17 protein-coding genes are annotated in these 18,939 nt (G+C 39.1%); 4 read left to right on the top strand and 13 right to left on the bottom strand.

The annotated features are described in order from the left end of the window. The 5 genes from hydG to NE665_RS09620 form a co-directional block, all read right to left on the bottom strand. Positions 1-1,419, bottom strand: coding sequence for a [FeFe] hydrogenase H-cluster radical SAM maturase HydG (hydG, locus tag NE665_RS09640; protein WP_118654631.1), 1,419 nt, complete (start codon positions 1,417-1,419; stop codon positions 1-3). Beyond that, positions 1,398-2,486: a [FeFe] hydrogenase H-cluster radical SAM maturase HydE gene (gene hydE, locus NE665_RS09635; RefSeq protein WP_118654632.1), complete on the bottom strand. Its 1,089-nt coding sequence runs from the start codon at positions 2,484-2,486 to the stop codon at positions 1,398-1,400. The genes hydG and hydE overlap by 22 nt, the downstream gene beginning before the upstream one ends. Continuing rightward, positions 2,479-2,742, bottom strand: coding sequence for a TM1266 family iron-only hydrogenase system putative regulator (locus NE665_RS09630; protein WP_008816057.1), 264 nt, complete (start codon positions 2,740-2,742; stop codon positions 2,479-2,481). The genes hydE and NE665_RS09630 overlap by 8 nt, the downstream gene beginning before the upstream one ends. 361 nt (positions 2,743-3,103) lie before the next feature. After that, positions 3,104-3,457, bottom strand: a complete 354-nt coding sequence (locus NE665_RS09625; protein ID WP_233104649.1) for a PTS sugar transporter subunit IIA — start codon at positions 3,455-3,457, stop codon at positions 3,104-3,106. Further along, the gene (locus NE665_RS09620) at positions 3,457-4,992 is read right to left on the bottom strand and encodes a PRD domain-containing protein (protein ID WP_233104650.1); all 1,536 of its coding nucleotides are present in this window, start codon (positions 4,990-4,992) and stop codon (positions 3,457-3,459) included. Before NE665_RS09620 ends, NE665_RS09625 begins: the two co-directional genes overlap by 1 nt. A gap of 166 nt (positions 4,993-5,158) precedes the next feature. Here NE665_RS09620 and NE665_RS09615 point away from each other — a divergent pair, with 166 nt between their 5' ends. The 4 genes from NE665_RS09615 to NE665_RS09600 are packed head-to-tail and all read left to right on the top strand — an operon-like array spanning position 5,159 to position 8,481. Beyond that, complete coding sequence (locus tag NE665_RS09615) at positions 5,159-6,619, top strand: glycoside hydrolase family 1 protein (protein WP_117443630.1); 1,461 nt, start codon at positions 5,159-5,161, stop codon at positions 6,617-6,619. Continuing rightward, the gene (locus NE665_RS09610) at positions 6,619-6,945 is read left to right on the top strand and encodes a PTS sugar transporter subunit IIB (protein ID WP_008816054.1); all 327 of its coding nucleotides are present in this window, start codon (positions 6,619-6,621) and stop codon (positions 6,943-6,945) included. The genes NE665_RS09615 and NE665_RS09610 overlap by 1 nt, the downstream gene beginning before the upstream one ends. After that, positions 6,942-8,171, top strand: coding sequence for a PTS transporter subunit EIIC (locus tag NE665_RS09605; RefSeq protein WP_118654633.1), 1,230 nt, complete (start codon positions 6,942-6,944; stop codon positions 8,169-8,171). The genes NE665_RS09610 and NE665_RS09605 overlap by 4 nt, the downstream gene beginning before the upstream one ends. A gap of 1 nt (position 8,172) precedes the next feature. Further along, positions 8,173-8,481 carry a PTS lactose/cellobiose transporter subunit IIA gene (locus NE665_RS09600; RefSeq protein WP_233104651.1) on the top strand — a complete coding sequence of 103 codons (309 nt, stop codon included), beginning with the start codon at positions 8,173-8,175 and terminating at the stop codon, positions 8,479-8,481. A gap of 425 nt (positions 8,482-8,906) precedes the next feature. Here the strand turns inward: NE665_RS09600 and NE665_RS09595 are convergent, their stop codons facing one another. The 8 genes from NE665_RS09595 to rnpA all read right to left on the bottom strand — a co-directional run bounded on the left by NE665_RS09595 (position 8,907) and on the right by rnpA (position 18,773). Then, entirely contained in the window at positions 8,907-9,800 is an 894-nt protein-coding gene (locus NE665_RS09595; protein ID WP_117443633.1) for a glycyl-radical enzyme activating protein, read from the bottom strand. After that, a complete protein-coding gene (locus tag NE665_RS09590) occupies positions 9,800-11,809 on the bottom strand; it encodes a pyruvate formate lyase family protein (RefSeq protein WP_008816050.1) in 2,010 nt (669 codons plus the stop codon). The genes NE665_RS09595 and NE665_RS09590 overlap by 1 nt, the downstream gene beginning before the upstream one ends. 78 nt (positions 11,810-11,887) lie before the next feature. Beyond that, positions 11,888-12,598 (bottom strand): deoxyribose-phosphate aldolase, encoded by a 711-nt coding sequence (gene deoC / locus NE665_RS09585; RefSeq protein ID WP_008816049.1) that lies wholly within the window; start codon positions 12,596-12,598, stop codon positions 11,888-11,890. Positions 12,599-13,584: 986 nt separating this feature from the next. Continuing rightward, positions 13,585-14,346 (bottom strand): DeoR family transcriptional regulator, encoded by a 762-nt coding sequence (locus NE665_RS09580; RefSeq protein ID WP_008816048.1) that lies wholly within the window; start codon positions 14,344-14,346, stop codon positions 13,585-13,587. A gap of 254 nt (positions 14,347-14,600) precedes the next feature. Further along, on the bottom strand, positions 14,601-16,700 hold the full coding sequence (locus NE665_RS09575) for a diguanylate cyclase (RefSeq protein WP_008816047.1): 2,100 nt from the start codon (positions 16,698-16,700) through the stop codon (positions 14,601-14,603). Between the two features lie 92 nt (positions 16,701-16,792). After that, complete coding sequence (locus NE665_RS09570) at positions 16,793-17,407, bottom strand: R3H domain-containing nucleic acid-binding protein (RefSeq protein WP_008816046.1); 615 nt, start codon at positions 17,405-17,407, stop codon at positions 16,793-16,795. A gap of 12 nt (positions 17,408-17,419) precedes the next feature. Further along, complete coding sequence (locus NE665_RS09565) at positions 17,420-18,415, bottom strand: YidC/Oxa1 family membrane protein insertase (RefSeq protein ID WP_117444728.1); 996 nt, start codon at positions 18,413-18,415, stop codon at positions 17,420-17,422. A gap of 31 nt (positions 18,416-18,446) precedes the next feature. Continuing rightward, entirely contained in the window at positions 18,447-18,773 is a 327-nt protein-coding gene (rnpA, locus tag NE665_RS09560; RefSeq protein ID WP_002606676.1) for a ribonuclease P protein component, read from the bottom strand. Between the last annotated feature and the right edge of the window lie 166 nt (positions 18,774-18,939).

Raw genomic sequence — 18,939 nt, 5'->3', positions numbered from 1 at the left:
TCAAAACCGGAAATCCCGTTTCCCCTCATCGATGGAATGCAGATAGGAGGTACAGGTTTCTCTTGCCTTTTCATTTGGAATATTTAACAGCTCCTGTTCTATTCTGGCACTGCCAAGCTTTTTGGTATCCTCTTTTGCATAATCATCAAGATACTCCCGCAGTGTCAATAATGCATTTGGATGACAGCAGTTTGCAATCTGCCCGGATTTTACCAGACTCATAAAGCGGTCCCCTGTTCTACCTTCCCGATAGCAGGCCGTACAGAAGCTTGGAATATAGCCCAGCTTCAGCAGCCAGTTAACCACCTCATCGAGAGTACGATTATCACTTACATCAAACTGTGCACTGTTTTCCTCTTCCTTTTCCGGTACTGCATAGCCGCCGACACTGGTGGAAGAAGCACCGGATATCTGTGAAATACCAAGGTCAAGAACCTTTTCTCTTGTTTTCTGTGATTCTCTAGTAGAGATAATCATACCGGTGTATGGTACCGCAATCCGTAATACAGCAACGATTTTGGTAAAGATCTCATCACTGATCGCATTTGTAAATTCATCCGGATTGATATCATCGGCAGGACAGATACGTGGAACACTTATGGTATGAGGTCCTACGCCATGCACTGCCTCCAGATGCTCAGCATGCATCAAAAGTCCTACAAAATCATAGCGATACATATTTAAGCCGAACAATACACCGCAGCCTACATCATCAATACCGCCCTCCATGGCACGATCCATTGCCTCCGTGTGATAGGCATAATTTGATTTTGGACCATTGGGATGCAGCTGTTCATACGATTCCTTATGATAGGTTTCCTGAAACAGGATATAGGTACCGATACCGGCATCCTTCAATTTCTTATAATTTTCAACGGTTGTTGCCGCGATATTTACATTTACTCGGCGTATTGCTCCATTTTTATGCTTGATACCGTAAATCGTTTTAATGCTTTCCAAAACATAGTCGATCGGTGAATGAACAGGATCCTCTCCTGTTTCCAGAGCAAGGCGCTTATGTCCCATATCCTGCAGAGCAATGACCTCCTGCCGAATTTCTTCCTGCGTCAGCTTTTTTCTGCGAATATGCTTGTTCTTATGATGATAGGGACAGTATACACAGCCGTTTACACAATAATTGGAGAGATACAGCGGAGCAAACATGACGATTCGATTGCCATACAGCTTCTGCTTGATCTGCTTTGCCAGCGTAAACATTTTTTCGTTTTCCTCCGGTAGCTCACATTCCAGTAATACAGCAGCCTCCCTGTGTGTAAGCCCCTTACAATCTTTTGCACGTTCAATCAGGGAGCTGATCAATTCCTTATTACGCTTGTTCTCCTGTGCAAAGCGCAGCGTTTCTTTGATTTCCTCATCGTCGATAAATTCCGTCGCTTTCAGTGAATGTTTATTGTACATATACGTTTTTCCTCTATCTTTCTTATACTGTCGCCGCGATCTATTACCAGTTCATATCCTATGCGTTTCATACGATTGGACAGACATAATCTGCATTCGGCTGCTTCATCACCGGTGCAGATTTTATTATCATACAGCATATATTTTTTTCTCACAGCCACCGGACTTAGATTCGGCATGACAACATTGGCACCTGCCAGAATTCCCTGTTCTCTTCCCTGTGGATCAATCGTACCCAGAGCTGTAGTTGCCGGAAGCAGAACATCCGGCAGTATCAGGCGAATGATGGAAAGCAATGTCAGTGTCAGCGTGAAGCTGCCGGCCTGCTCATTACAAAACGGTGTATCATGATGCGGAAGAAAAGGTCCGATGCCCACCATTTCCGGCTGCAGTTCCTTCATGAAATGCAAGTCCTCCACAATATTCTTTAGCGTCTGTGATGGAGAACCGACCATAATTCCACAGCCGGTTTGAAAACCGATTGCCTTCAAATCCTTCAAGCACTGCTTACGATGCTCACTGGAAAGCTCTTGCGGATGCAGACATCGGTAATGCTGTGCATTGCTTGTTTCATGTCGCAGCAGGTAGCGATCAGCTCCCGCATCAAAGTAGCGCTGATAGCTCTCCTTTTCTTTTTCCCCAAGTGACAGTGTAATGGCACAGTCTGGATACTGCTGTTTTATATCGGTTATGATTTCAATGAGTTTCTCATCCGTATAATACCCGTCCTCTCCGGACTGCAGGACAAAGGTGCGAAAGCCCAATCCATAGCCTTCCTTACAGCAGGCAAGTATGTCTTCTTTTTCCAGACGGTATCTTTGCGCACGGGTATTGCTGCGGCGGATACCGCAGTAATAACAGTCATTGCGGCAGTAATTGCTAAATTCTATCAGTCCGCGGGTATAGACCTTATTTCCATAATATCTGTGCGCTGTTTTTCTTGCATACGCAGCAAGCTGACTACGTAAGAAAGCATCCTCGTGATGAGCAAGCAGTTCCAGAAATTCTTCATCCCGCAGCCATCCACTCTTATACAGCTTTTCCATCAGAAATCCGTAATCAGCCATCCGTTTTCTCCATCACATTGGAATACAGTGCCTTTGTACTGACACCCTCCAGCTTTCCAAGCTTTCCGGATAAAGCAGAAATCACAGGCTGTGGCGCGTCCATAATGATACTGATTACCGAAATTTTTCTTTTTTGATACGGTACTCCCATACGTCCGAGAATATATTGTGCATATTCATGAAGTATGGAATTGATTTTCTCTGCAGATTCCGTATTTTCTACAATGATGCCGATAACAGCTACTCTTGTTTCCATATGATCCTCCTAACATAAAAAAATTCTTGTCCGAAAAAACAAGAATACAGTAAAAAAACTATTTGCATTCCCGTCTTTTTCCTCAGGCTGTTCCTTTAGAAGCAGATCGTCAGCGATCGATGTTTGATGTTTACAGTCAGATTTACTTTCCGCTCACTTCAACACCTTGATTATAGCACCTTGTTTATTTGTTCACAAGCAATATGGTGCGGCTATTAAAAAAAATGTAACCCTTTATTTATAAAATTATGTATAGGATACAAAGCATCTGTCAATCCTCAGCCTTTCACAATTGATTCATAAGAAAAATACACCGTTATTATGTTCATTTGTTTCTATATATGTTTTCATATGTTTTCCTTCATATATGCTGTAAAAGAATTTCAATAAATTCATAATAGGATTTTGCTTTTAGTAATTCTTCCAGCTGCATATCTTCCATCAATACAGATGATAGAAATTCATATAATTCAATAAACAGCTTTTTATCCTGATCATTAATAGCGATGAGTATAATCAAATGTACCTTACGGCTTCCCCAAAGTACCGGCTCCTTATTCAAGACAATATTCATACAGGTTTGTATTGCATTCATTTTTGTCGCATGCGGGATAGCAACAGAATGAAATGAGGTACTGGATAAATTTTCTCTTTCCTGGACATCATGTTCAAAAAATTCTTTCACCATTCCAGCTTCATACAGCTGCTTTGACATTACATGAATTGCCTCCTCCTGCTTTGAAAGCTTGCATTTTTCTTAAATAGAGACGGCTTTGTATATTCCATTAGGATGGATTGAAATTTCTGTTTCTTTTTCTCAATCAACAGACGATCCATCAGCAGCTGCACCTTTCTTTGGTCTGCCTTATTGAAAAACGGTGTAATGATAACCTTTGGCATATCCAGTTTTCTATCAATCGAAACCGTAGTTAAAATAAAATCAGCTGTATTCGTGATATCTTCTTCGTTGGTAATAATATTTTTTATGTCAGCATCCTTACGAAAAACAGATACAATTCGATCAGATAAGGAAATATCAAGATCATAATATTGTGGAAATAACAGAATAAAAGATAGCTTATGCTTCTCGTTATTATGATTTTCATAGACACTTCCAATATGAAATGCCAGATATGCTATTTCATCGTCATTGATAATATAACCTGTTTCTCTTTTAATAATGTGAGAAATATTCACAGCATAATCATAAATCAGCGGACATTTGTTCCGTATATTTTCAGTAAGTGGATTCTGCGTAAAAAAACTGTTTTGACAACGAATAAGAAGTCCATTCATATGAAGTGTAAATCGATAAATAAAATTCTTATCGGACAGATCCAGAAAATAGTTTTCACTCATTTCACGGATAATGCGTTCTGTTATATCCGAGCATTCTTTGGTAACAAGATTTTTTAATTCATGATCTCTGAAGTTTGTATTGATGGCACTTCCGATAACCAGCAATGTTAACTCATATAATTCGCTGTCATTAAAATGCAATTCATAATGCTCTTCTAGGGATGCTATAATCTCTTCTGTCAACTTGAATTCATGCTGCTTAATTTGAAATAATTTTTCAGGCTTCTCCATGTATTCATATTCATGATCGATTCTATCCATTGCAATGATAATATACAAAATTAAGTTTATCATGGAGTAATCATTGATATAAAAATGATATTTCCGGAATATCTCTTTCAAAACATATTGGATAAATTCTACATTATACTGCGGGTATGATTTCTGAATAAATCCCATATTCATGAATTTATCACTGGATTCCTCATACAGAAGTGTACGAACCATCTTTCTTTTATTCTTTTCGAGCCCTTCCAAATAGATATCATCCCCACACTGTACCAGCTTCAAATCGCATTCATACAATTTTTTACCGACTCTTTTCAAATCAAGCTTTAATGTGGACTCACTGATATAGAGCTCATCTGCAAGGTCATGAATGTTAATTTTTTCCTGATTGAAATCAATCAGCTGTTTTATGATATACTTTGTTCGTTCATAGGGTGTTTGCGGTAACTGTTCCTTGAATAAGACTTCAACCTCGATATCCTCCCTGAGCTTATATCCCAGGTTGGAAGATAAAATAATCTGTCTGCCTGTATCCATATTTATATCCGCAACATATTTACGTAATGTGCGAATGGAGCAGTCAAGCTCAGCAGCTAGCTTTTTTGAAGACTTCCAAAATGTGGTATCAAGAAATTTCAACAAATATCGCTGATTCTCCGTCATAGTATCCTCCTGCTCCACCGCATACCATATTCTCCGCCATATATATTATCCCATAAAATATATAAAAATGCAATCATTGAAATGCACAGCAGGTGTGCATTTTCTTATTTGAACCTACTGAATTTACAGCTTATAATGCAATCGTCAAAGAAACGGAGGATTTTATATGAACAAACGAGTATTTCCAGAAACATTTTTCTGGGGAGGTGCTATCTCTGCCAATCAGTGTGAAGGCGCCTGGAAGGAAGGAGGTAAGGGTTGGTGTATTGCAGATATCAATAAATTTGAACCACATAAGGATATCAAAAAGAAATTCAATGGTGAAATCACAACTGATGATATCCGTGTAGCAATGCAGGATACAGACGATCTGTATCCGAAGCGGAGAGGCATCGATTTCTATCATACCTACCCGCAGGACTTAAAGCTGCTTGCAGAAACCGGTATGAATTCTTTCCGCATATCCATTAACTGGTCAAGAATCTATCCAAATGGTGATGATGCAGAACCGAATGAGGAAGGACTGCGTTATTATGATCAGCTGATTGATGAAATCAAATCAAATGGAATGGAGCCGCTTGTTACACTTTCCCATTATGAAATGCCGCTCAATTTAACATTAAGCTATACCGGCTGGTACAGCAGAGAAACGATTGATTTCTTTACACGATATTGTGAAACATGCTTTCAACGATTTAAAAATAAAGTCACATACTGGATTTTGGTAAACCAGATCAACTTAATTTCACTGGAATCCTTCAATCACCTTGGTATTGCAGCGGATAAGGTTTCAAATTTAAAGGAGGCGAAATATCAGGGACTTCATAATGAACTCGTGGCCTGTGGCAGAGCTACAGCTGTAGCAAAAAAAATAAATCCGAATTTTCAGATAGGTGTGATGGTATGTGATGAAATATCACATCCTGCATCCTGTCGTCCTGAGGATATCTTTGCTACGGTGAAACGAAATCAAATGGAATATTATGTCACAGATATTGCACTGAGGGGTGCCTATCCGACATATGCCTTAGCTTTTTACCAGGAGAAGGGCTATCATATAAGCATGCAGGAAAGTGACTTTTCCGATATAAAGCATACAGCGGACTTTCTTGCTATATCTTATTACTATACACGGATTTCCGATTATAACAGTGTATTTCATCCAAAAACAGAAACAGCAAGTGTAAGTGAAACAAACGGTGCTTATCCAAATCCATATTTAAAAGCAAATGACTGGGGATGGGCCATTGATCCGCTTGGTTTGCGAACCTCTTTGAATATCTACTGGGACCGGTACCAGAAACCTATCTGTGTTGCAGAGAATGGATTTGGTGCCTATGATACACTGGAAGATGATGGCAGTATCCACGATGCTTACCGGATTGAATATTTGAAAGCACATGCTTCATCAATTAAGCAGGCGCTGCTTGACGGTGTGCAGTGCTTTGGATATTACCCATGGGGTCCAATTGACATTATAAGCTGCTCCTCCAGTGAAATGAGCAAGCGCTACGGCTTTATTTATGTTGATCTGGATGATTATGGTAATGGTAGTGGTAAACGATTGAAAAAAGACAGCTTTTACTGGTATCAGCATGTTATACAGACAAAAGGAGAGGATTTATAATGAAAAAGCTTACCATTATGCTATGCTGTGGTGCAGGTATGTCCAGCGGGTTTCTGGCACAGAAGACCCGACAGGCTGCGAAAAAACAGGGAATTGAAGTAAGGGTGGACGCAAGAAGTGAAAGTGCTGTGGAGCAATATGCGGAAGATATAGATGTTCTTCTAATAGGACCACATTGCGCATCATCATTTAAAAGTCTGTCTGAAGTATGCAGGGAAAATCAGATTTCCATCGCAATGATACCCTCTGATATTTATTCCAATCTGGACGGCGCCGGAATCCTTGCACTGGCATTTGAAATTTACAGGAAGGAGCATACCTTATGAAAAAAATTATGTTATGGATTACAGATAAATTTGCACCAAAAATGAATAAGGTGGTGGAAAATCCATGGGTTGCTGCTGTAGCCGGATCCATGATGAAGGGGCTGCCCTTTATTCTTGCAGGCTCCCTGATTTCCTTCTACAATGTATTTCGTTCCTATGTTTCAGCGCTTCCGGACTTGGGTAAGGTTGCGGATTTCAGCTTTGGATTTATCAGTATTTTTCTCGCCTTTCTTGTCGCAAACCAGTGTATGGAAAAAAAGAAGCTCAGTCGTTATACCATTGTTGCCGGATTGATTTCAATCGCTGTATTTGTCATGTTCTCTATGCCAGAGTTCAATGAGCAGGGAGAAATCATTCTTACGTTTAACCGTATGGGGGCAACCGGTATGCTTGTAGCTATGCTAGTCGGCTTATTTACAGGATGTATATTCAATTTATACTCTAAATTACATATACTTGAAAATAACGTAACTATTCCTGATTTTGTAACGGAATGGATTAATAATCTGATTCCTATCCTATGTATTCTATTGATTTCCACCACCATTGTTTTTACCATTCAATTTGATATCTTTGATTTCATCTTATCCTTATTCTCACCGTTGCAGAATTTTGGACAAACACTGCCCGGCTTTGTTCTCATCTGTCTTATCCCTGCTGTATTGTATACATTAGGTGTTTCCAACTGGCTGTTCTATGCCGCCAGTCTACCTATCTTTATGGCCGGTATTCAGGGAAATATTGAAGCGGTTGCCGCTGGAAAAGAGGCTGTGAATATTGTTACATCTGAAACTGTATTTACAGCTGCTTTGATTACTATGGGTGGTATGGGAGCTACACTTCCGTTAAATGTCATGATGATGTTTTCAAAAGCAAAAAAATTAAAGGTCATGGGAAGAATCTGTATTGGTCCATCTATCTTTAATATAAATGAACCTCTTGTATTTGGTGCACCTATCGCCTTTAATCCGATCATGATGGTGCCTTTCTGGCTCAACTCAATTGCAGGACCTGTTATCATCTGGTTCTCTATGCGCCTGGATCTGTTAAATATTCCTTACCGTATGATGCAGATTGGGCAGATTCCCGCACCATTTTCCAGTGTTATGATAACGGAGGATATGCGAGCTGTGATTGTGTATATCATTTTATTTGCAGTATATTATATAATCTGGTTACCGTTTTTCAAAGTCTATGAGGTTCAATGCCTAAATGAAGGAGAATAACGTGGATACAGAAATTACACAGATAGCCATGCAGATTATCCTGCATGCTGGTGATGCACGAACACAGCTTGAAAAAGCACTGGGTGAAGCGGAAGATGGAAATTTTCATAAGGTGGATCAGCTGATGGAGGAGGCAAGAGATAATATCATCCTTGCACATAATTCACAAACTGCACTTATACAAGAAGAAGCCCGTGGTAATCATCATGAATTCAGTATGCTGTTCACACACGCTCAGGATACCATGATGACAATTCAGTGTGAATTAAGAATAGCACAGCATATTATAAAAATATTACGACGTCTTTAATAGAAAAAAGCCATATGATTGTGAAGCCTATGGCTTTTTTTCTGAAATCTCTTAATCTTATTTATATTCCAACACAATAATATCGTGAGAGCCTTATGAATGCTGTGATGTTAAGCTCTTTTCATCATTTCTGCCATAAGCTTTTCTCCTTGTATAACACAAATTGTGATATACAAATTGTCCTTGTTTATAGGTATCTGACACAATACTCTATTATAATATGGAGGTTCGTTATGAAAATAGAGGCAAACCCCCGAAATATTAGCTGTACACCTCTTATGGAGTTACGATTCACAGCCAATTCATAAATATGTGATTTACGTATGAACTATTAGAATATGGGGCTAATGTAGCAGGTCCTATATTTTCATTTATTCTCATATGCTGATCCTTCTCTATGTTTCAAAGGGCTGTGAATCGTAACCTTATGGATGATGTTTCTTTTTTTGCATCGCCTGTATTATCCTCTCATAATGAATGATTTTCTGGTCATCGGGTATAGGAAAAAGCGCAGGCTCTGATAATCCTATGGTTTTATATTTTTCTCTTCCAAATGTATGATAGGGAACAATACGAATTTCTTCTAGTGTGTGAAGCTGTGCGGCAAGTTGGGCAATCGCCTCTATTTCCTTTAGATCATCATTGATTGTAGGAATGAGAGGAATACGGATAAAAATTTTTTTCCCGCAGGAATCCAGTCGATGCAGATTATCTAAAATTTTATGATTTGAAAAACCTGTAGCTTTCCTGTGTATCTCTTCGGATGCCGCCTTTACATCATATAAAACATAATCCACAAACGGAAGAACAGCTTCAAAAGCCTTCCAATCTACATTGCCGGCAGTGTCTATAGCGATTGTATTTACGCCCTTCTTTCTACACAAATCAGCCGTTTTTGCGACAAATGAGGCCTGAAGAAGGGGCTCTCCACCAGAAAATGTGATACCTCCGTTTTGCTGGTAGTACGGCATATCCCTTAAGCCAATCTGAGCCAGCTCCTCTGCAGTATATTCTTTCCCGCTTTTTTGTAATGCATTTGATGGACAAGAATTGATACATTCTTCGCATAAACTACATTGATCGAAATGAACGATATGTACACTTTCATGAAAAACATGCACATTCTTTGGGCATACCTTTTCACAGATTCTACATTGAATGCACTGTGATTCATCATACTGTAATCTGACCCTACTCTGTAATCCTTCCGGATTATGACACCATTGACAACGCAGTGAACAGCCTGTAAGAAAAAATGTTGTACGGATACCTGGTCCGTCATGCAGCGAAAAGCGCTGAATATTGAAAACGGTACCCATCAGTTCACAGCAGTAATGCGGTTGATTACATGGTCCTGCATTTCCTTGCATAAGGTGACAAAGCGGGCGCTGTATCCCCATACACGTACAATGATATCTTTGTGCTGCTCAGGATTTCGCTGTGCCTCTCTTAACAGTTCAGCATCATATATTCCTATATTCATATGGTTTAATCCACCCGCAACTGCTGCCCTGTTTAATCCGTCCAGAATCATCAGACTTTCTTCATCCGTATTGCCAAGATTACGAGGAAGCGTAATCTGTACTGCACATACTCCAACCGCCATACTGATTTCTTCCTTTGCTTTTGCTATGGAATTAAGTAAAGCCGTAGGACCATTTACAGCTCTTCCAGGTGTTGCGCAATAATGCTCAGCAATTGGATCACCATAATGTCTTCCATCAGGAGTTGCTGCTACACCATAGGATTCCTCCAGAAAACGGAATCCATACAATGCCGGCATAACAGCAAATCCACTCTCTTTCCGAAAGTTTTGCAGGCAGTCACAAAAGCAGCGAGCGATATCTCGAGCAAGTAAATCTACTTCATCGATATCGTTACCGAATTTAGGAGTGTTCAGCATTTGTTTTCGCATTCCCTCATAACCCTTAAAATCTACACGAATGGCCTCCTTTAGTTCCGAAATCGTATATATTTTTCTGTCATACACAAGTGATTTAACAGCTATTAAGCAATCGGCTGCTGTTGGAATAGAGCCTGAAAATAGCATATATTCTGCGAAAGGAAAACCGCCTCCCAGAATATCATCCCCATGTTCCAGCACAAAATCATAGGTTCCATTCAAAAATACAGAAGTGGTCACAAAACTCATTCGGTCATCGTAAAGGCGCTTCAATTCCTCAGCTTTATTTCTAATCTGAAATTCATACTGCTTCAAAAACATCTGATAGAATTTTTCAAAGGTCTCACAAGTCTGCGGATCGCCCGATGCATATCCACAGACTGCATGAGGTGTATAAAAATAATCCGGATCACTGTTATTCCAATAATGAACCTTTTTACGGTAAGTACGGTCTGCCCAGCTTCCATTGTTAAAAGCCAATTCAAATACTCCGACAATATCTATATGAGCATAATCAATACCACTATATCCATCTAAAGTTATTTCAGAACAGCCGTCATTGGCATAACAGCAGGCAAGCTCTTCCGGGATGCCAAACTTCATAAGGGATGGAATTATGACTTCATCATTATACATAGTCGCCTGTCCCTGCCCCATGAGCTGTACCTCCAGCATGGCCTGATAAATAGCAGGATCCAATTCCGGATGTACACGCACATTGATATGCGGCTCCGTCTGCCTGCAAAGCTGTACTGCTTTCAGCATGAGAACAGATAGCCTGCTGCCGGCATCACTTCCATCTATATTTCTGCCACCTACCATAACATTAAGCAATGTATCCCCGCTGTCATTTTCATTCAAGAGCTCCCAAAAACAAAGCAGATAGTCAAGCACATCCTGCTCGCTCATATAGCCGGAAGTCATATCCTTTTCAAACAACTCTCGCAGATGAACATCCAGTCTTCCCAAGTCAGCATGTTTTTTATACAATGTACGAAGCTTCCACATGATATACACAAGCTGAAGTGCTTCATCAAAATGCTGTGGAGGTCGTGTCGACAAAGCCTTCAGCATGTCCCCTGTATGCCGCTGTTTATCTGATTCAGCTTGCTTATGAACAGCTTCTGCATAGCGTGATAAATAATTGCTGATTTCCCTATATACGATTGCTATGGATGATAATAATTCACGCTGCTTTTCGGTTTCCACAGTTTTTGATGATTCTTCAGCTTTTTCAGATACCCCAAGAATACCAAGCTTAAGATAGGCTGTTCCCATGGCGTAATGATAATTATCGTTCATAAACATTTCCTGCTGAGGTGCTCTGTACTCTTTTACAATTCCCGCTAAAAGTCTGCTTTCAGGAAACGGTACAGGCAGCTGGCAAAGTATTTCTACCGTATTTTTTACGATTGCTTCATACATGAAATCCCTTCTCTCATCGTTTTTCTACTATACGCATATCTATAATGCATACATCAAATCGCTGTGATCTCCTCTTTTCTACTTTTGTAATCCCAATACAACAGGAACGGATTTATACCCGATTCCCATTCGTTCTACCCCCATGTCAATCAGCTTCAGAAAATGCTCTCTGGTACGTATACAGCCGCTTCCTTTAACTTTGATTTGATCTCCCACCTCATCCAGCATGATTTGTATAATTTCAGGTGTTCCTCCGACACATTCATGTCCGGTTAAAAAGCCTGTGCTTGTTTTAACAAAATCAGCACCTGCAGCTGCAACGCTATGACAGGCTTTTCGGATCTGCGCTTCAGTCAATGCATCTGTTTCCAATATGACCTTCAATCCATAACCTGCGGCATGAACTATTTCGGCTACTGCCCGAATATCTTGTTCAACAGCTTCGTACTTCTCAGAACGGATCCATCCATAATTGGCGACCATATCCATTTCACTGATATGTGGATATCTGCATAATATTTTTGCCTGTTCCACCTTACATTCGGTAGAGCTTGTACCAAAGGGAAAGTCTAAAACAGGGGATAGCTTGGTATCTGTACCCTCAACATAAGGAAGACATAAATCCATGTAGGCCGGATTGATACATAGATTAAAACAGCCTAATTTAACACAGTCCTTTGTCAATTTGATGATTTCTTCTTCTGTAAATTCCGGTTTCAATACACTGTAATCAATAAATCTTGCCAATTCTCTCTGACTCATTTCAGCAGCTTTCTTTTTCAATTTCATATGACATCACCTCTTATGATTTAATTCTATCAATATCTATCACAGTTGTAAATGAATATTGATAGTTTTTGATTATTAGACAATATTTTTGTAACTACTCATTGGTATGAAAATCGATATATGCCCATAAGAAAGTTTCATAAAAATATCAAATGAAAGGGTATTTATAAACTACGAAAGAACGTACTATACATATAAATGATATTACATCATATGCTATCAGCACTGTTAATTGGTGAACAGTAACCTGACTCTTCTAACAAAAAATGGCAGTAAAGGGTTCACTTGTAAAGGGAATAACAGTATAAATCCTACTCCCTCATAGCATGAACGCAGCTGAAAAAGATACTTTTCAAACATGTTGAAAAAAATATTGGAAAAACTAAAGATATGTTAATTATCCCTTCATTAAAATGTGAAAAAGGTCCCGTTATCATTAGCGGATTTCAATTTCAAATAATTCACAGATAGAGTAAAGTTTCTTTATTCTTTTAATCGCTGCCTGTGACTTAATTTAAGATTTTGGGATTCTCCATAAGGTTGAGCATAGTAGTTCAGACAATTCAGTGGAACTTCAATAATAGTAAGGAAAAGTGCAAAGCTATGATTACATGTATTTAATAATCTGTAAATACAAATCTTTATTGCGATTACTATCACAGTTAAAATTTCGCAAATTATGATTTCTTAAAGTTATCAAACATGATAAAAAGCGGAAGGTTAGTCCATCCACATTTTTACTTATTTATATCCGGACATTCATAAATCTGCGGCAATCATCCAGAAAATTATTCTCTCTTCTTTTTACATGCTGAATAAGGAAAATCATATCACTAGAAATATATACCCTCTATGTATTATATTTCATACTGATTTGAAATCTCTGTATAACTATTTTAAACCAGCTATATCAAATGAAGCATCACTGATTTTCTCTGCTGTTATATCTAACAGATATCTATGAGATTTAAAATTATCCTACTTATCTATTCCTTATCCGCTATGATTAAAGCTGCATCAGTATTCAGAGCATCGCTGATTTCCTCCGTAATAAGACCGTTGAAGCTGTCAAGATTGGCAAAACTATAAAACCCGTAAATATTCAATTTACTGGAGTCCATTACCAGATAGACCTCCTGTGATTTTTTTATCGCTTCTTCCTTTATCTGTGCTGTACCTACTTCAGAAGTAAATACATTTAAATTTTCTACACTCATTCCTGCACAGCCAATAAACGCTTTATCAAAATTGAAAGAATGCAGTCCCTTGATAGCGAGTGGGCCGAGATTCATCTTATAAAACGTGCTGTTCTCTCCACCAATGACAAATATAGAAAGTGTAGAATCATCTTTTGCTCTGATTAAATCACTGTGTGTTACAATCGTTACGTTCTTCCCTTCCAGATATTCACACATATACATAAAGGTAGTCCCGCCATCAATAAATATACAATCATTTTCTTCCACCAGCTCAGCACTTTTTCGGCACAATCGGCGTTTGATTTCCGGCACCATATCCATACGGTTATCCATATGAATATCTGTGCTTTCATAAAGACGGTTATTGAATTTAACGCGAACCGCCCCACCATGCACTCTCCGGCATTTGTTTTCTTTTTCCAATTTTTCAAAATCTCTGCGTATGGTACATATGGAAGCATGCAACTCTTCACTTAACTGCTTTAGATATACGACACCCGATTTCTCCAATTTCTTCAATATTATTATTTGACGTTCACTAGCAAGCATATTTTTCACCCTGTTTCTGTTTTATTTCATATAAGAAAACTGCAATTAGAATCAATCTCCTTTGATTAGTATTAACAGTATACCATATGATTTTTAAGTTTAACACTTTTTCTATGAGACGATTCTTATATTATCTGATTTCCATGCTACTGTTTACTTCAAATTTTCATATATAGTAAAATCTTTATATCTGCGCCAGCAAAAAGAATTGCGTTCCGGTCTTTAAAACAATACCGAAATACAATTCTTATCGTTTATTCAATCGCAATCAGATAGGTCGCAAATGCATAGGAGAGATTACGGAGCAGCGATAAATCATCTTCATTCCATTCATGTACTCTTCGATCATTCATACCAAGTACACCAATCATTTTATGATCATACAAAATCTGATGCTGCATGGTAGCCTGAATGTGATAATATTCATATTCATTTACATACTGAATTTCGTTAACATTGATCTGATTCTGATAATAGAGATGTCTGTCATCAAAGACCTTCAGATAAATTGGATCTGTCTGTATGTGAACATGCTTGGATGCCTTCTTCTTTTCCAAATCATATATATACACTCTGCCCATAGTATATGCTTCATTTTCAAAGCGAAGCAGAAATATGTTTTTTACATTCATAGAACGACAGATGAATTCCATTGTCTGCTCCAGTAGCTCGTCCCGTTTATCAAACACATTCAGCATTTCAAATACCTTTGGCAGAATGTCATTGACGGTGACCTCGTGGCGGTCCTTGCGCTTTTCCTTTTTCTGCATAATCTGACTGAAATAATCATTTTTATAGACTACAAACTGATCACGTCCGTTTGCTTTCGCTTCATACAGTGCATGATCTGCTTTCATAAAGATATCTTCAAAATCCTTTTCTGTATCTACGACACAGATTCCCATACTGACTGTCAGCTGTTTCTGCAGCTTGCTGATATTTAAATTGCGTATATTGTCAATAATACGCAAAGCATTTTTTTCTATATCCTCAATGCGGGAAATATGATTCAGGTACATACAGAATTCATCACCACCAATTCTGCCAACGAGATCATCCTCTCTCAAATTATTTTGAAGATTGGCAGCAACCTGCACGATCACCTGATCACCAACCAGATGACCGCAGGTATCATTGATAATTTTGAAATTATCAATATCCAAAATAAAGAAGGCCCCCTTTTCCTCTGGACGCTTTTCGCGGATTGCATCCAGCACATGGTTACGAAAGGCTGTTTTGTTCAATACCTCGGTAAAGGGATCCAGCTTGTTGCTGCGAAGGAGCTCTTCATTGCGCTGCAGGATAATATGCTGTTCATAAAGTGCATTTTCCAAATCCATTTTATTCATCATGCTTTGCAGATTATTGCGCTTCTCCTGTTCTCTGGCTTTTCTGTTCAAACGATAGGCCTCCAGCAGATGGAGAAATAATTCTTCCTTTGAACAAAATTGCATTGCCAGCTCCACCTTGATATCCGCAAGCCTTGCAGAGTTAATAGAGCTTGGATGCTGTGATTCCATTTTTTCAAGATTGCGAAACAGCAGATAAGCCTGATCCTTTAGTTTTAATGATATGCAGATTTGAATACAATCCATATAATTTCTCACTGTATTCTTATAATCAGAGGTATGGGAAGCTACCTCCAGAAAATCATATAGCTGCTGCTTAATTTTTTCTATATCCTTCCTGTGCCATAATTCAAATATACGTATCATAATTTTATTCTCTGTCAGTACGACATGATCATCATCTTTGAAATAGCGCAAAAAGGTTTCATACCAGGGTGCTGCCTCTGCCGCCCGATTCATTTTCATATATACCATCAAAATATTCGTCAGGATGATACCGTCATGCAGCGAAAATTCCAGATGCAGCTTTCTACGTTCCTGAAATGCCCGGATAAAGTATTCAATCCCCTTTTCTTCACAATCTATCTCATGAAATAAAGTTCCCAGATTGTTGATAATCGCATAATGATATTCAAACTCCGGATGATCCATTGTTAGGTAATAGGCTTTGAGAAGAAAATGCAGGGAGGTGAGAAAATCTCCCAGATCAGAATAAACGATTCCCTGAAGGTTGTGTATGTAAGCAAGAATTTTCAGATAGTCATTCTTTTCACAGTATTCCTCACTCTGAAAGCAGTGCTGAAGGCATTCCTTATAATTCCCTTTTGAAAACTCATAGTATGCCTGAAAATACAATGCTGCTGCAGTGTAGTAGGAATCCTGATGAAGCTGCGCAATTTCCAGTAATCGGGAAGCCCTTTTAAGAATATCCTCCGGTCTTCCCTGCTTGCGCAATGTAAGAAGCTGTTCTACAAGATCAGCAGCCTCTTTTTTATATACTTCCATACTCATCCTCTTTTCTTTTAATAAAATAACACGTATTCGACAAATTTCGCATATGGAAAGGGAGCCATGCTGTCTTGCATGACTCCCTGATTTTATGCATTATCTTCGCTGTAAACGATTTTCAGACGTCGCTGATTACCTTCCCCTTCACTAACAGTAGCAATATGCTTCATATTGGCTAAGTAGTTGTGAATAGCCTTTCTTTCATCGGCCGGCATAGGATCCAGTGTTGCATCAGTTTTTGTCCGTTGTACGCTTTTCGCAACCCGAAGAGCCAATGAACATACTTTCTGATATTTCTCTTCCTTATATCCGTTGATATCAATCAGTACACCGATCCGGCGCTTAAATTCACTGGAAGAAGCAGACTTCAGGACGGTATTGATTGCCTGTAATGTCTGTCCGTTCTTTCCAATCAGAATCGCGTTGTTCTCAGCATCCAGATTAACACGGAAATATTCACCGTCATCCACTACATCAATGGAGACCTCCATATGAATACCTTGGAAATAGGTCTGCAGATATGCTTTCATGAATTCCCGAATATCATTTCTACAGTAAGCCGTAATGGTTGTTTTGCTGCCAAGTCCCAGAAAACCTGAGGTTTCCTCCGTTACATTATAAGTGAGCTCTTCAACACTTACTCCCTTATCCTCAGCAGCCTGCTTCAATACATCTTCCAGATTTTTGCCAGTATACGATTTCATCCTGTTATCCTCCTAATCTTTGATAAAGAATTTGTGGATTACAATATTTTGGATAACTCTAGCAAGAGAGTTTACCAGCCAGTAGAAGGACATACCCAGCGGCCAGTTGATTGCGAAGATGGCAATCATACCGGTACTCATGTACATCATCATGTTCATGGAGCCCATCATACCATTTCCGCCCTTTTTCTTAGGCTCTGCATATTTTTTCTCTTTGACATGCATCTTTTTCTTTCTGTGTTCCTGCAGCCACTGCGGCATCTTGAAAGACAACAGCTGGAAGGCTACCATCAGAACAAAGATGACAACATACCAGTAATTTCCTAGATTGAAGCCTTCGATCGGCGTCTTAGCCAGGTTGATTCCCTGGAAGGAACCGGTAACCACGCTGTACGCACGCATAGTCGCCTGATACATCCCCAGAATTACCGGGAACTGTATAAACGTTACCAGCAGTGTTCCAAACGGATTGATTTTGTATTTGCTGTAGAGCGCCTGCATTTCCTGTGCCTGCTGCATCTTGGAGCGGTCATCGGTTTTGCCTGCATATTTCGCCTGAATCTTATTCATTTCCGGCTGAATTGCCTGCATACGCTGTGATGCTACCTGTGATTTGATTGAGAACAGGAAGATCAGCAGCTGAATCAGGAAGGTTGCTGCAATGATACCGATACCTGCATCACTGAAATCTGCTACAAAGTTGATCAGGAAAGCAATCGGCCATACGATCAGCCCATTGAACCATCCTTCATCCATTGCATCAGAGAACGTTGTTTTTTCGATTGTAATCAGATCATCTGCCTTATAATCCTTATACTTCTTTTGAAGTTCTTTATCGTCTGGAATGTCAACTTCTCCGCGCTTCACCTGAACGTCATTGTTCGTGTAAATAGAATTGACATATGTCTTACCATTCTGCCCACGTGGAACACTACATCCGGTCAGTGTGACGACCATCAGCATAACGACCAGAAGAAACTTCTTTTTGCTTCTAAAAAAATCTTTCATCTTTTTGTCTCCTCGCTAAGTTTGCCTACCTTTATATTTTAACTTTTTTAACCAATCTTTCCAAGAGTTTTTTGTTGTTTATATAATTTTCTTCATGATATTTAACGCGAACGAGTATAATCGTATCAAATTTCTCTTCAAAACTGTAAATATCCTGTACCATCATGCGTACCTGACGCTTGATTTTATTACGTACAACTGCTTTTCCCATTTTCTTGCCAACGGAAATTCCTACTCTTGCATGATCTTCTTTTCGCGGCTTCACATAAATAGCAAAGGAAGGACAGGTGTAAAATTTTTTGTAATTCATGATTTCGGCGAATTCCTGGCTTTTTTTCACACGATATTCCTTTTTCATGCAGTTCTTCCTTTCTGTCTTCCGCTTCCCTGATGCTGTTATCTGCCTGCTATACGCTTTCACAGCATCATACGCTTAATCATAGCCTAAATCAGGGGAAAAAGCAATAACGTACGACAGGAAAGCACCTGAAACAGGGGAAGCCTTTACTTTTTACAAAGCGAAA

Source organism: Clostridium sp. DFI.1.208, from assembly GCF_024463855.1.
In the GTDB taxonomy this organism is placed as follows: Bacteria; Bacillota_I; Bacilli_A; order Erysipelotrichales; family Erysipelotrichaceae; genus Clostridium_AQ.
The sequence above is the reverse complement of the archived record's forward strand: the minus strand, read 5'-3'. Positions and strand labels throughout refer to the sequence as shown.